Raw genomic sequence first — 14941 nt, forward strand, 5'->3', positions numbered from 1 at the left:
GCAATAAGCATGGATGATTCACGTAAAGCACTACAAGCCATACTCGACATTATTTCTTTTGATAAATTATTAGCTTTTGCCACCGTATGTTTATTTGCTTGGCTGCTTATGGTTATCGTGCAATTTGTGTTGAAACAGCTCACCATCAAACTGCCAAAATACCGTTTACTCTGGAGTCGTTTATACCCTTTTGCGCGCTTATTTGTTTGGGCTACCGTGATGATTTACACCATCACTGAAATCATCGATCCTCACGAGAATTTGATATTAGCCGTTATTGGCTCCATCGGGATTGTATTAGGTTTAGCGACACAAGAGCCTGCTAAAAATATGATTGCTGGACTGATTATTATGATCACCCCGCCTTATCGAGTGGGTGATATGGTCACGCTTTCAGGTCATTATGGCGAGGTGATTCAACTTGATTGGAGTGTCACCTGGCTACGCACTTTTGATGACAATACTGTTATGGTGCCCAATGCTGAGGCATTAAAAACGGCGGTGTCGAATGCTAACAGTGGCGCATTAGATGAAATGGTAGTGGTGACATTTAAGCTACCCATTAGCGTTGATCATCTGCACGCGATTCAACTGGCAAAAGAAGCCACTCAATGTTCGCCTTACACTTTTTTAGATAAGCCCATTACGGTCAATATTGCCACTGATTATCAATATGGTGAGCATCTGATTACCTTAACGGTAAAAGCCTATGTGATGGATATTAGATTAGAGCGAAAATTTGCCAGTGATATTAATTTACGGGTGATTAATGCATTTAAACAGGCACAATTTTACCCTGTAACGAAATCTGTGACTTCAGAGTCGATTAATTAAATCACTACCGTATCTAGCACTGTTTATCTTTTGTTATACTCAGGCCAATTTTAATATTTATCATTGCTAGATTGCCACCACAGGATGTTGTCATGACTCAAGACGAAATGAAAAAAGCCGCTGGTTGGGCTGCACTAAAATATGTTGAAGAAGGTTCAATTGTTGGTGTTGGAACCGGTTCAACGGTTAATCACTTTATTGATGCGCTAGCAACAATGAAGAATGACATTGAAGGCGCAGTTTCAAGTTCAGAAGCGTCAACCCAAAAATTGAAACAATTGGGTATTGAAGTATTTGATCTAAATAGCGTATCTGATTTATCTGTCTATGTTGACGGTGCAGATGAAATCAATGCTCACATGGACATGATCAAAGGCGGCGGTGCGGCACTAACACGCGAAAAAATTGTTGCAGCTGTGGCTAAAAAGTTTGTCTGTATTGTTGATAACACCAAGCAAGTTGATGTGTTAGGTGAATTCCCACTACCAATCGAAGTGATCCCGATGGCTCGCTCATATGTTGCTCGCGAGCTTGTTAAGTTAGGTGGCGATCCTGTTTACCGAGAAGGCGTAGTGACTGATAACGGTAACGTTATCTTAGACATGTACAACTACAGAATTCTTGACCCTAAAACACTAGAAAAGCAACTTAATGCTATCGTTGGTGTGGTAACAAATGGTCTATTCGCTAATCGCGGTGCTGACGTATTACTGGTTGGCTCACCAGATGGTGTAAACACTATTTTGCCAGCATAAGCGGTCTGAAACCAAACAGTTTGAATAAATGGTTTATTGAACACTAAAAAGCCCAATCAGTGATTGGGCTTTTTGTTGGCTTTAATTTATTACAATTAAATTAATGTCTGCTAATTACCTTAGCTGCTTTGTGCAATCTCATCTAAACAAGCCATCACTTTCTCACTGGCTAACTCCATCGCTTCTAGGTATTTCAATGCATTTTCTTTCTCGCCAGCATTAATTAAAGAAAGCGCTTCAACCCCATTACGATGCACAAGTTTATGTGGCTCATCTAACCTTTTAAAGGCAGATAAATTAGCATAACTTTCCTTGCCAGTTGTTTGGTACCATTTACCTAATCGACACATAGTATGATCTGAAAATGTTCCTATCTCTTTTTGACTCGCTCCAGAAGCGACAGCATAAACATCGCCCTTCCATACAATATGATCCAACTTTACTGTTTGAATGAAGGTACGTAATGAAGCATGACCAATTGCATCTTTCATAGAGGTGCAGAATGAAATAATAGAATCATAATCCTCATTAAGAGATGACATCCCACCCGCTAACTCTGCATTACTTCCTTGAATATCTTCAACTGAAAAAACAGTTTCATTGGTCGATTGAATAATTTGTTGCACTAACTCAGCAACTTCTTTAGCAGAACCATTGGTATTGCTTGCTAAGGCCCTCACCTCATCAGCAACGACACTAAAACCTCGACCAGCATCTCCAGCACGAGCTGCCTCAATTGCAGCATTCAAAGCTAACAAATTAGTTTGGTCAGAAATTTTTGAAATAGTCGCAACAAACGAATTGATGTTATCTGCCATTGAAGATAAACCAGATATATTAGTCGTTAAGCCAGTCATTTTTTGAGTGATTGTCTCTATGCCCTCAACCATGCTTTCAAGTGATTGATTTGAAGCATCTAGCGAGTCGTTAATTTGTTCACTCGCTTCTTTCTCATTATTAATATCAATATGAGCTTGAAGGACAGTGCCTCTAACTCCTTCAATATGTCCTAAGGATTGAATCGCACAATCTAGGAGCATTCCTCTAAATTTTGTATCTGAATTTTCTTGAATAGCATTGAATTGTTCATTTAGATGCGCATTGTTATCAGCTAATTGAGCATTTTCATTAGATAACTGATTAATTTTCTCTTTTAACGCATCATTTTCTTGTTGTAGCTGTGTATGACTCTTTCTTAAAACAAACATCGCTATCCCAATTATTCTTTTTATTTAATATCCACTTGAATTTAATATAAACCTTATACAAAAACACTTCACTGATTGGAACTCAATAATGTGGACTATTCCTGTAAATAGTTAATACTGATTTTAAAGCCAATTACATAAGCCCATTGCATATGCCAATTGCATAAACCCATTGCATATTAGAGCCTAATAAATGGCTTTTAGATTTAACTCACTTTAAATAAGCTCACCGCTTCATGTAATGACTCTGCTCGCTGTCTAACATCTTGTGTTGCTGCCGCATTCTCTTCAGTTGCATTGGCTGTTTCATCTGCAATATCACGGATCACCACTACATTTTTACCGACTTCTGCAGCCACCATACTTTGCTCTTCAATGGCGGTCGCAATTTGGGTACTCATGTCTGATATGGTTTGCACATCTTGGGTGATTGAGTTGAGTAAGTCCCCTGCTCCACCAGCTTGCTCGACGCTTTCTGAACCCTGCTGTTGACTGGCATCCATTAACTGCACAATCGAATGAGTACGGCTTTGCAAAGTTGAAATAATTTTCGAAATTTCTTCGGTGGACTCTTGGGTGCGCATGGCAAGGTTTCTGACCTCATCTGCCACTACCGCGAATCCTCTGCCTTGCTCACCGGCTCTAGCAGCCTCAATCGCAGCATTTAATGCCAGTAAATTAGTTTGTTCTGCAATACCTCTAATAACATCTAACACGCTGCCTATGGTTTCGCTGTCACGTTCTAAGTCTGCGACCACGTTTGATGAATCACTCAGCTGACTTGCTAAGCTTTGTATTTTCTCAATTGTCTGTTCAACACTGACTAAACCTTGCTGAGCATTGTCATTGGTTTCGTTGGCTTTAAGTGCTGCTTGCTCAGTATTACTGGCAATCTCATCAATGGTCGCCCCCATTTCAGTAATGGCTGTTGCGACCATGTCCGTTTCACTTAATTGTTTTGAAACGCCTTCAGATGCCGTAACTGCATTTTGAGTCAGCTCTTCACAGGAGATATTCATCGCATCTACTGATTCGTTCACTTGCTCAATCAAATGCTGAAAACTGAGCACCATGGCATTAAAGTGTTTTGCAATTCTTGCAAGTTCATCGTTTTTGCTTTCATCACAACGAAGCGTTAAATCTTTATTCTTTTCAACTTCTGAGATCACCCGATTGATATCATTAATCGGCACCACAATACTGCGTAAAATAAGATAAGCAGAAATCGATAAGATTACGGAGATAAGCACAAAAATACTTACCCCTAAAATAAGCGCATTAGTTTCAGCTCCTGCAATTTGAGCATTAGTTTGCTCATGCAGATGAATAAGATCGGTATCCGTCCTTTTAATGGCTTCTCTTAGTTTCAGCATGTCACCATCATAAGCGGTTAAACCAAATAGCTTTTCTTTATCAGTTAATAAGATAAAACTTTTTTGATAAGCATCAGCCAATCCTGATAGTTGATTCTTGGTTGATGAATTGAGAGATGAAGACTGAAGTTGCGATTGAAATAAATCTAAATTCTTTTCGAATTTATCTAGGTAGCTTTGGGTCCGGCGTAACATAAAGTCTTTCTCGTTACGGCGCAGCTGTAACATGGTGACTGATAACTCCGCTTGTCCTTGCTCTTTTAAAATGGTTTCAACATTATGAACTGACTTGCGTAAATCCCCATATAAACCCGTCTTCGGTGTTAAGCCTATTTCTGTTTGTAAAGTCACTAACTCAGCAAACATGACTTTATAGGTGTCCAGACTTTGGTTAAAACTCGATAAGCTTTGAGTGGATAAACCACGATCGGTTAATGCCTCATTAAGCGCAGCTATCGTATTATTAATATCGACATAAATATTGTCATGTTGATCAATATATTTACTGTCTAACCGGGCAAAAAAGTCTTTTTCCGTCACTCGAAGTTGTAAAACTTCTCGCTCAATTTCAGTAATATTGTTGGCAGCACCTGCCAAAGTCGATTTCACATCACTGGTATAGAGTTGCAATAAAAACATCGCGACAAATGCAACTAGTGACACCACAACACTCAATATTAACTTGGTACGAATTAGCATATAAATCCCTAATAACCTTAAGGTACATTAAAAATATAGATGCTTAATTACCTATTAGACAACTTTTAAGCAAACTAATTTTTATAGCCTGCATAAGCTAATAATGTATTAGCTTTCAGGATACTGACTGTATCTTTATCGACCAAAAGTTGGTTTTCTAGATATTATTTTTTATATACGAGTAAACCTTTTACTAACTTGCTAATGTCTAATCTAGTAACTCGCACCCAATCGGATAAAACGGTGACCCTGAACTCCAACAACATTACTGACATTGATTGCCAGTTTCAGCAGCAAAGTAAAAACGCTGAAACAGATCAAAATCAGGCTAATCACGATCAAATCGATGGGCTTACGCCTGACGAGACATTAGTGAATCTAGCCAGGTCAGGTAATAAAGCTGCATTTAAGCAGTTATATTTGCGTCACCAGGGACGAGTGTATGCCATTTGTTTTCGCCTTAGTGGTAGTCATGATCATGCCGATGAAATCTGTCAGGACTGTTTTGTTAGATTGTGGCAAAAATTAGAACAGTTTAATGGTCAAAGTCAGTTCACCACTTGGTTGCATAAATTATCGGTTCATCAAGCCATTAACAGCATGAAAGCCAAACAGCGTTTTTGGCACCGCTTTTTACCTGATAGCAGTATCACCGACGAAAACGAACAAGAAGCAAGTCGGCATTATGAATATCACCGTTTAGACAAGTTAATAATGAAGTTACCAGAAAGAACCAGAGTGGTATTTGTATTAAGCGCCATTGAAGGTTATCAGCATCAGGAAATTGCAGAAATATTGAATATTGCAGTGGGAACGAGCAAAACCCAGTACCACAGAGCAAAACAGATGTTACAGGAAATGCTGTCATGAAAAAAAACCAACCACAACAAGAAAACCTTGACGATTTGATAGCCAGTTTACCCAAAGAAATCACTCCTAAGGTCGATCTTTGGCAAGACATTGATGACCAAATTAATGCGAAAACCAACAGCAATATGACACAAAACAGCATGGTCAAAGGGGATTCACATTGGAAAATGATTGCAATGGCCGCAAGCCTTGCATTTGTGATGGTATTAGGCTGGAAACTGTCGACGCCAAACATCAGCTCCACTGAAACCCTAACGGTCAAGAACGCATTATCAAACCAGTCCACCGAAGATTTAATTGCACTGGTCGATCAAATAGCCCAGACACATCAACAACAAATTGCCACATTTGAAGACAACAAATACACCGTAGGTATGCAGCTTGATAATCAAACTAACCCGTTCAATAAAGGGTTTTCAGAACTAGAACTTGCCTCAAAAGAGATTCAGCAAGCCTTAAAGAATGACCCTAACAATAAACAAGTTTGGGATTTATGGCTTTGGATTATGAAACGCGAAATAGAATTGTTACAACAACAGCAACGCACACCAATGAATACAGCTCCATCAACTCAAGGAAATCAAATATGAATATCACCCTTAACCAGCTAGTCAGTCGAACGATATTCGGCTGCAGTCTGTTAATGACTCCACTGATGGCGCAAGCAGTCGAACAGATAGAGCGTGAAATGACCGTTTCTGCCAACCCTAATATTGAGTTAAAAGTACAACGTGGCAAGGTCGAAATTATTGGTTGGGATAAGGATATTATTAGCGTAAAGGGTCAGCTTGATGAACTATCAGAGGGCTTTGTTTTTGAAAAAAAAGGCGGCGATATTATCATAGAGGATAAGCTACCAAGCAGCTACCGCGGTAACAATGATCAAGGTTCAAACTTAGTTATTCGTATTCCATCAAATTTAGCACTGGAAGCCGAAGGGGTTTCTGCTGACTACGAAGTTGAAAAACTAGTTGGTAAAGTTCAATTATCTTTAGTCAGTGGCAGTATGGAAGTTGAAGATATTGAAGGTAAAATCAGCTTAAACACTGTTTCAGGCGACATCAAAGCTGAAAAGCTTAACGGTAAAATTGAATTAGAAACGGTGTCAGGAGATATCAAAGACAAAGATGTGCAAGGTAAAGCAAAATATCGCCTGGTCAGTGGTGAGTTAGAATCTGAAAATAACTTAGTCACAGACTTAAGCATTGACCAAGTTTCTGGTGACGTTGAAGGCAGTTTTACTGCTGCGGAAAAAGTTAAAGTGGTTACTGTTAGCGGCGATATTGAAGTTAAACTGAGTGACGCCATCACTAAAGTATTATTCGATACTGTCAGCGGTGACATTGAAGTTAAGTTTACCAATATGCCAAATTTAGCATTCGAGATTGATGGTGGCCCAGGTGGAAGAATTGAAAATCGTTTAACGAATGATAAACCGATGAAAACCAAGTATTCATCACGTCAGTCTATTCAATTTAAAACTCAGCAAGGTGATGGTAGCTTTAATGCCAGCACCATTAGCGGAAAAGTCAGTTTAGAGAAATAACTTAACCTAAGTTTAATGAAATAATTCAACACTCAGTAAGCCCTTAATAATGATGATTGTTAGGGGCTTTTTTTGTATAGTTATTCAAGCGTTAATTGGTATTTTCATTAGCACTATTTCGACATTTCGTCTAATCCACAATACACTGTCTATACCCATTGTCTTACTTGCCTTCAAACACAATGAATAAAACCCCATTTGAGTCACTCGATCTGAATTTAATCAAAGTTTTTTTCATCTTGTACGAAGAGCTCAACACCCATAAAGCAGCTGAAAGACTGCACATGAGTCAACCAGCAGTCAGTCGAACACTACAAAAACTTCGTGATGCCTTTAACGATCCTATTTTTGTTAAGACTAGACACGGATTATCGGCAACAGATAAAGCCCACTTTTTAGCCCAAAGGCTGCCAAATACGTGGCAAGAGTTGGCTGATATCATTAATCATGTCGACGAATTTGAGTTCAAAAAACTAACCGGTAAACTCTGCGTCACGATTCACCCAGCTTTGATAGGTTTGATCAGCGATAAGTTATTTCTCGCTCTGCATCAGACTGCTCCGCAAGTAGAATTAGTCGTATCGGTATGGAATAGCGCAACGGAGCAGGATTTATTATTAGGTAAACAAGACTTTGCCATTACGATGATGGAACCAGACTTCTCCAAAGAAATGAGCATAAAAACACTGCCGAGTTTGTTTGCGAGGGTTTATTTAAACAAACAGCACCCGTTGATAGATAAAACTATCGATGAACAGGCTTTTACTCAGTACCCATTAGCGGTGTTACATGTGCCAGGTTGGAACGAGAATATAACCTATGTGGAAAAGTATCTTAAACGCCGTGGTTTAAGCCCAACTATTGCTTATCGTAACCCTCATCCAAGCTCAGTGCTCAGTGTGGTTGCACAAACCCAGTTAATGCATGCTGTCGGCACACAATATCATGGTATAAGCACAGAAAAAGTCACCAGTAAGGTGATACATATCGATGGTAAACCTGTCGAATTAAATAGCTATTTCTGCCATCATTATCGACACAGAAACAAGCCGCTTTTTCAGTGGCTATATAACACCATTAATCAGATTATTACTGAGCAAAATAAAGCAGAAAGAAGTCGTTAATTAGTTTACTTAAATCGCTAAAGGTTCAGGGTTAATAAAGTCGATAAAAGCTTTGGCCGCAGGCGTTAAGCGTCGATTTTTAAGATAAACAATACTAAAAGATGCTTTTATGTCAGGAATATCCATCACAGGTAGCTCCACTAAAGACTGGGATTCTACCTCTCGCACGATGGAGATATCTGGCGCTAATGCCACTAAGTCACATTCAGTCAACGACTCCTTAATCGCCTGAAATTGTTCAAATTTCACTAACCCTGAAAAGTCATCGCGATACTTAGAAAATAGATCGCCAAATTGATCAAATAACGGTTTGGGTAAGGCTGATGGAATCGCAATCGGATACTGCTTAATATCATCAAGTGTAACTTGAGGTTTATCAGTTAAAGGGTGCCCTGCACGGCAGCAAAATACCGCTTGAAAACTGGGTAATGGAATCACCTCAATGTCATCTCTTAAATCCAGTTCCGTCGCTTTGGTTTCAGCGATAAATAATGACACTTCAGCTTTACACAGTTTTTGATACAAGCTCAGCCAATTACCTACTTTTAATTCAACATTGACGTTGGGAAATGTATTGATAAATTGGCCAATACTCGGGCCTACAATGCTATTTAATGGTATTGCGCTCGCCCCTACCATTAACTCCCCGGTTTCTAATCCTTGAATCGCTTTGATTTCTCTTTTTAGATACTCAACATCTCGTACGATACGGCTACCATGTTCAACAACTACTTCGCCAAATGGGGTTAATGTCACCGAGCGTGAAGTCCGTTCTAATAATTTAGCTCCTAATAAATCTTCCATTTTTTGAATACTTCTAGACAAAGATGGTTGTGCCAAATTTAATTCGAGTGCAGCTCTATGGAAATGTTTTAAATCCGCAACAACAAGAAAATGTTTTAAATGACGTAATTCCATTAACATACCCAATTATAAAAAAAGCAGAAAATCCGAAGTATTAATAGCAATTACGTCAACTTACTCATTATAAAAAAACATTTCAAATTTTAATAAAAGTGATAAAACATCAATATTAAAACAGAATTAATTTCTTAGTTCAACAATAATTAAAATTGATGCAAAACCTCAAACCAAAACCATAAGCCACTGTAAATAAAGAGTTTATATAAATACGCAAATGTATCAAAACGTATCACTTAATATTCAATTAATTAATTACAACTGCGCATTAATCTGATACAAAAATTGCATCAATTAAGATTAAACAACCAATTCCTATTAATAGTTTTTATGCATTATTTAATGCTTAATTTCGCATTGGATTATCTGGTAACAATTTTGCAATATCTGATTAACCACTTTTTTATTCGTGGTCATTAAAATAATAATTAATAGGAACTCATCATGAGAATTAAAAAATTGACATTGATGACATTGGCTGCGATATATGCAGGTAGTGTTGGCAGTGCTGCAGCAAGTAGCCCTCCTTCTGCAAATGATATTGTGCAATTGCAAGGCGTTGACATTATGGAAATGTACTTAGCCCAAAAGGAGACTCAGGCTAAATTAGGAACACAAACCACTCAGCCACTTAGACGTGGCGAGATGACTAATATTCATTTCCAAGCTAAACAAGCCAAAGACAAAATCCAGATTGAAAAAGGCCTTACGGGCAAACAAACATACATTGTTAGAATGCACGGTAGCTCGGTTGCGACCTATAAAGGTGATGTACCAGGCCTACAAGCTACACAAGCCACCCTAAATAATAAAAGTGCAAAATTATTTACTGCAGGCGTTGCAACTGGTGCAAGTGTTAATGCGATTGATGCTTACTCCAAACACCTATTGTCAAAACAACAAAGTTTGATTCAAAAAGCAGGCCTGCAAGTTAAACAACAATTTACCTTAGCAGCTAATGCATTTACCGTTGAAATGACTCAAGAAGAAGCCGTGCAGCTGTCTTCCATGTCAGAAGTCGCCTATATTCAACGTTCAAAAATTTATCAATTACATACCGACGTTGGTCCTGAACACATTGGTTCGAAAGGTGTGTGGGATGGTTCTACAACGACGGATGGCAATGCCTACACAGGTGAAGGCATGATCGTCGGTATTATCGATACAGGTATTAACACTGACCACCCTTCATTTGCAGCAATTGGCGGGGACGGTTTTGAACACACCAATCCATTAGGTCAAGGAAACTACTTAGGTGATTGTGGCCTAGAAGAATTTGCAGACCGTTGTAACGATAAATTGATCGGTGTTTACACTCACAAAGATATCACTACTGAATTCAAAGACGAATGGGGAAATCCATTAGCACCTGATTTTGGTGAAGATTTTCAAGGCCATGGTAGCCATGTAGCCAGTACGGTTGCTGGTAATATTTTATATGATGTAGACGTTGTAGGATCGCAACTTGGTGGCGGACCTGGTAACCCTATTGGCGTGCAAATGCCGATGATTTCAGGTGTTGCCCCTCACGCTAACATCATTTCATACCAAGTATGTATGGTAAGTGGTGGCTGTTCAGGTGATGCGATGTTATTTGCCATTGAACAAGCAATTAAAGACGGTGTTGATGTCATCAACATGTCAATTGGTGGTAGCGAAAGTTTCCCATGGGATGATGCCTTTGAAATGGCATTCCTTTCTGCCCGTGAAGCGGGTGTTGCTGTTGCACTATCTGCCGGTAACTCTGGCGCAGCAAACGGTACCGATTCACTTTACACCGTAGATCATACTTCACCTTGGGTATTAAACGTTGCAGCCACCACACATGCACGTTCAATCGCCATCGAAGATAAAGCATTAGATAATTTTGTTGGAGGTGACGCTGCGTTAGTCCCTGACAGGCTGGATGCTGCTGGTATCTCTGAATCCTTCACTGGTAACTTCGTTGTTGCTGCCGATTTTGGTGATGCACGTTGTAATTCACCTTTTCCTGCTGATACCTTCCAAGCAACTGATATTGTTATTTGTGAACGTGGCGATATTGCTCGTGTAGACAAAGCATCAAATGCTGCTGCAGGTGGCGCTGGTGGTTTCGTTCTCTATAACACCTACAATGAAACCGATGATGATGTTGCTAATGATACTTACGCAATTCCAGGTGTGCATATCAATGCGACTCAGTGGTACGGTAATTGGCGTGTTAAAGGTCTTCAGCCATGGATTCAGTCAGGCACAGACCTACAAGGAACAATCACCGCTTCAACCGCTTCGCGCGTCATCACCCCAGAAAATGCAGATCAGTTAGCGAGTTTCTCATCTCGTGGTCCATCAAGTACGATTGAAGAATTATTTTCTCCAGGTATTGCTGCACCCGGTGTGGATATTTTTGCAGCTTGGAACGATGAAAACCCGCTTAACCCACAAGCAGATACCCGTAATTATAACGCTATTAGCGGTACATCAATGGCAAGCCCGCATGTTGCAGGTGTCATGGCATTAGTACGTCAGGCTAATCCAAGCTGGACAGCATCTGAAGTACAATCAGCTTTGCAAATGACAGCCAATAGCCAAGCAATTAAAACGAATCATCCATTTGATCAAAAAGTTGAGATTGCGGGCCCTTACCGCGCAGGACACGGTCTTGTTAATGTTGCACGAGCCATCAATAGTGGTTTAGTCATGGATGAAACTGCAGATAATTTCCGCAGAGCAAATCCGCAAAATGGCGGCCAAGTTCGTGAACTTAACTTACCGCAACTGATTAATAAAGATTGTGGATTAAGCTGTAACTGGATACGTACAGTGAAAGCGACTCGAGATGGCACTTGGAGTGTTGATGCACAATACTCTGATCGCTCACCACTATTTTGGGATTTCACCTTAGATCCAACAGCCAAAGTAAGAGTCACTCCTTCGACCTTTACCTTAAAAGCTGGTGAAAGCATTGATTTAACGGTTACCAGTCTATTTAAAGAAACAGATATGGCTTGGTACGATGGCACAGTGCAAACAGCTGCTGGTGAAATTCAATTTACGCCACAAGATGAAACCATACCTGCAGCTCATTGGCCGTTTTTAGCAACGTATCAAGGTAAAACACTGCCAAGTACGATTAATATCACTGCACATGATGATCAATCTCAACATGTCATTGCCGATGTACCATTTGGTGCTCCAGGTTCAAGCTTAAGCGGTGTTGCTTACACGCCTGTTGAAGCAACTGTCGAAACATTTGACTTACCTCGCCGCCAGTTTAGCGCCATCGCCGTTGATGATGAGTTTTTCTGGGATACCACACTACCAAACATAAAGACCTTTACGGTTGATGTGCCTGAAAATAGTGCTGTTTTACGTGCTGAATTATTAGGACGAGTAGGTTCAGAAACTGATCATCCATTTAATCAATATCTTCAAACCGATGTATATATCTTTCAAGATTTCAACAAAGATGGACGTTTACATCAGTCAGAAGCTATTTGTGGCTCAATGTTGGGGCAAACTACCAAAGGACAATACTGTGCTTTAGAAGATCCAGAAGCAGGTGAATACACTGTTATGGTGATGAGTGGTTACCCATTATTCCCATATGATAATGTTGATACTATTGAAATGGCTCATGTTGTTATCCCAAAAGAAACTTCATCAGCTATTAACCTTAACTTTGAAGAAACAAGCGCGCTAAATTCGACATTAACAATCGACTGGAATATGGAGATGGAACAGGGTACACATTACTACTCTGCTGCTGCCATAGCTGCTGGTGATAATGCCGAAGGTTCTTTAGCTATAGTACCGCTTAACATTAAACGCGGTGTAAACAGCGTTTCTATTAATACTTCACAAGATGCTGCACGAATTGGCGATATCATTGATGTCAGTTTCATGGTTCAGCCTAACCTTTCTGGTAATGATCGTGCAGTAGAGTTAAGTGCAACATTGTCTTCAGGTTTAAAGTTAGTGCCAGGTTCAATTGCTGAGATTGAAGGATTAACTGAAACGGAAAACGGCTTCAGCTTACTTAGCAGCCAACTTGATACTTCCGGTCTTGAAACAAACTACAACATCACTACCAATCTTGAAGATGCTATGTGTCGTACACCATTGGATATTGATTATCCTGATGGCACTCCGGTTGATGGCGGATACCTTGACTTAGCTAAGTTCGGACTTAATGTTACTTGGGGTAGTTTTTATGAAGCAACCGAATGGGGCGGAAACTGGAATCATGATATTGAAATACCATTAAATGCCGGTACTTTGACGGTATTTGATAACCAAGATTATTTCAATACAGACTCTATTATCCTAAGTTCTAAAGGCTGGTTACAGTTAGATACAGGCAACTTCAATCCTTGGGACTTCGTGCCAATGAATATGTATTTAGAGCTGCCAACTAACGAGTATTCAACTCCACCTGATTTCATCGTAGCACCATTATGGGGTGGCTTAGATGCTACAGACCCAATGGCAATGTTTGGTCCGCAGAAGTGGACACTCGCTATGTATGAACCGAACTGGGACATCAACGAAGAGAAAGGTGTGACATTAGCCTTTGCAGACGATTACACCATCATAGAATGGAATAAAGCTGCAACTCATGACAAAAGTTGGGATGAAAACTGGAACACATTGATCACCCCTAGAAGTGATTCTTATGATCATCAAGTTTTCTTGAAAAACAATACTGGTCACGCACCTGGTGAATATGAAATTGTCATGGCCTATGACAATATCGATTTTGCTGGTGAAGCTGGGGAAGGTTCTATCGGTGTTCGCGGTTACAATGGTCCTCGTGGTACTTATGGTCCATTAAACGGCCATACTGGTGTAAGCTACGCCTTCAATGACCTTGAAGACAAAGTGTCAAATAACTTAGTCGTCTGTTATGACATCACAGGTCCTAGTGACAGTATTGTTGTTGTGAATATGCAAGCTGAAGTCACCCACGAAGCGCTTGGTGTCAATCAAACAGTCACTATCGCAGGCGATATTGAAGGTATTGCCAATGCCAATGCTGAACAAATGATTAGCGTTGCCTCAAATATCATTATGTCTGATATTAGCGATAAAATGGTTGATGAAAACACAACACTTGAAGGTATTGTGGTTAACTACGCTGATAACGATGGTGGAGTATCTGCTAACACCATTACAGTCACTGGCGACAATGTTACTGCTGTAGTCAATGGTCATACATCAGGTTCAAGTTTTGATATTACGCCAGCAGCTGATTTCTGGGGTGAAACCATGATCACTGTGACAGTGTCTGATAACTTGTTCCCGAATGATATGAGCACGACAACATTCATGTTAACGGTTAACTCTGATGGTGTGGAGCCAACTCCACCAGCAGCAGAGAATCCAATTGAACCTGAAGCAACTCCAGATAATGACGATGGAGGAAGTTTAAGTTTATTAGGGTTAGTTTTCTTAGGATTACTTGGCGCAAGTCGTCGTAAAAAGTATCACTAATAATTCATTAATATAATCAATCAAAAGGCCTTCAGATGAAGGCCTTTTTTATGCTTATAAATAGCCAAAAACATATTATTCTAGAAGCTGATTGACTTAGCATAATTGAACATCATGGCTAAGAGCCTATGATGTAATT

The 14941-nt window shown here is 39.7% G+C and carries 10 protein-coding genes; 7 read left to right on the plus strand and 3 right to left on the minus strand.

Annotation, left to right across the window (positions count from 1 at the left end; genetic code table 11):
- The first annotated feature begins 9 nt into the window (after positions 1-9).
- Positions 10-834, plus strand: coding sequence for a mechanosensitive ion channel family protein (locus Q4600_RS05035; protein ID WP_303513340.1), 825 nt, complete (start codon positions 10-12; stop codon positions 832-834).
- A 92-nt stretch (positions 835-926) separates the two neighbouring features.
- Positions 927-1589 carry a ribose-5-phosphate isomerase RpiA gene (gene rpiA / locus Q4600_RS05040; RefSeq protein WP_303513343.1) on the plus strand — a complete coding sequence of 221 codons (663 nt, stop codon included), beginning with the start codon at positions 927-929 and terminating at the stop codon, positions 1587-1589.
- 119 nt (positions 1590-1708) lie between these two features.
- Here the strand turns inward: rpiA and Q4600_RS05045 are convergent, their stop codons facing one another.
- Positions 1709-2797, minus strand: a complete 1089-nt coding sequence (locus tag Q4600_RS05045) for a methyl-accepting chemotaxis protein (RefSeq protein WP_303513346.1) — start codon at positions 2795-2797, stop codon at positions 1709-1711.
- A gap of 206 nt (positions 2798-3003) precedes the next feature.
- Positions 3004-4869 (minus strand): methyl-accepting chemotaxis protein, encoded by a 1866-nt coding sequence (locus Q4600_RS05050; protein ID WP_303513349.1) that lies wholly within the window; start codon positions 4867-4869, stop codon positions 3004-3006.
- 342 nt (positions 4870-5211) lie between these two features.
- Here Q4600_RS05050 and Q4600_RS05055 point away from each other — a divergent pair, with 342 nt between their 5' ends.
- The 4 genes from Q4600_RS05055 to Q4600_RS05070 all read left to right on the plus strand — a co-directional run bounded on the left by Q4600_RS05055 (position 5212) and on the right by Q4600_RS05070 (position 8409).
- Entirely contained in the window at positions 5212-5739 is a 528-nt protein-coding gene (locus Q4600_RS05055; protein ID WP_229369494.1) for an RNA polymerase sigma factor, read from the plus strand.
- Positions 5736-6329, plus strand: coding sequence for a hypothetical protein (locus Q4600_RS05060; RefSeq protein WP_303513353.1), 594 nt, complete (start codon positions 5736-5738; stop codon positions 6327-6329). Before Q4600_RS05055 ends, Q4600_RS05060 begins: the two co-directional genes overlap by 4 nt.
- Positions 6326-7285: a DUF4097 family beta strand repeat-containing protein gene (locus tag Q4600_RS05065; RefSeq protein WP_303513354.1), complete on the plus strand. Its 960-nt coding sequence runs from the start codon at positions 6326-6328 to the stop codon at positions 7283-7285. The genes Q4600_RS05060 and Q4600_RS05065 overlap by 4 nt, the downstream gene beginning before the upstream one ends.
- Before the next feature lie 182 nt (positions 7286-7467).
- On the plus strand, positions 7468-8409 hold the full coding sequence (locus Q4600_RS05070; protein WP_303513356.1) for a LysR family transcriptional regulator: 942 nt from the start codon (positions 7468-7470) through the stop codon (positions 8407-8409).
- Between the two features lie 9 nt (positions 8410-8418).
- Here the strand turns inward: Q4600_RS05070 and Q4600_RS05075 are convergent, their stop codons facing one another.
- Positions 8419-9327: a LysR family transcriptional regulator gene (locus Q4600_RS05075; RefSeq protein WP_303513358.1), complete on the minus strand. Its 909-nt coding sequence runs from the start codon at positions 9325-9327 to the stop codon at positions 8419-8421.
- A gap of 447 nt (positions 9328-9774) precedes the next feature.
- On the opposite strand from Q4600_RS05075, the gene Q4600_RS05080 reads away from it, so the two are divergent.
- On the plus strand, positions 9775-14802 hold the full coding sequence (locus tag Q4600_RS05080) for a S8 family serine peptidase (RefSeq protein WP_303513361.1): 5028 nt from the start codon (positions 9775-9777) through the stop codon (positions 14800-14802).
- Positions 14803-14941 lie beyond the last annotated feature (139 nt).

Source organism: Shewanella sp. 2_MG-2023 (assembly GCF_030548905.1).
Lineage (GTDB): Bacteria > Pseudomonadota > Gammaproteobacteria > Enterobacterales > Shewanellaceae > Shewanella > Shewanella electrodiphila.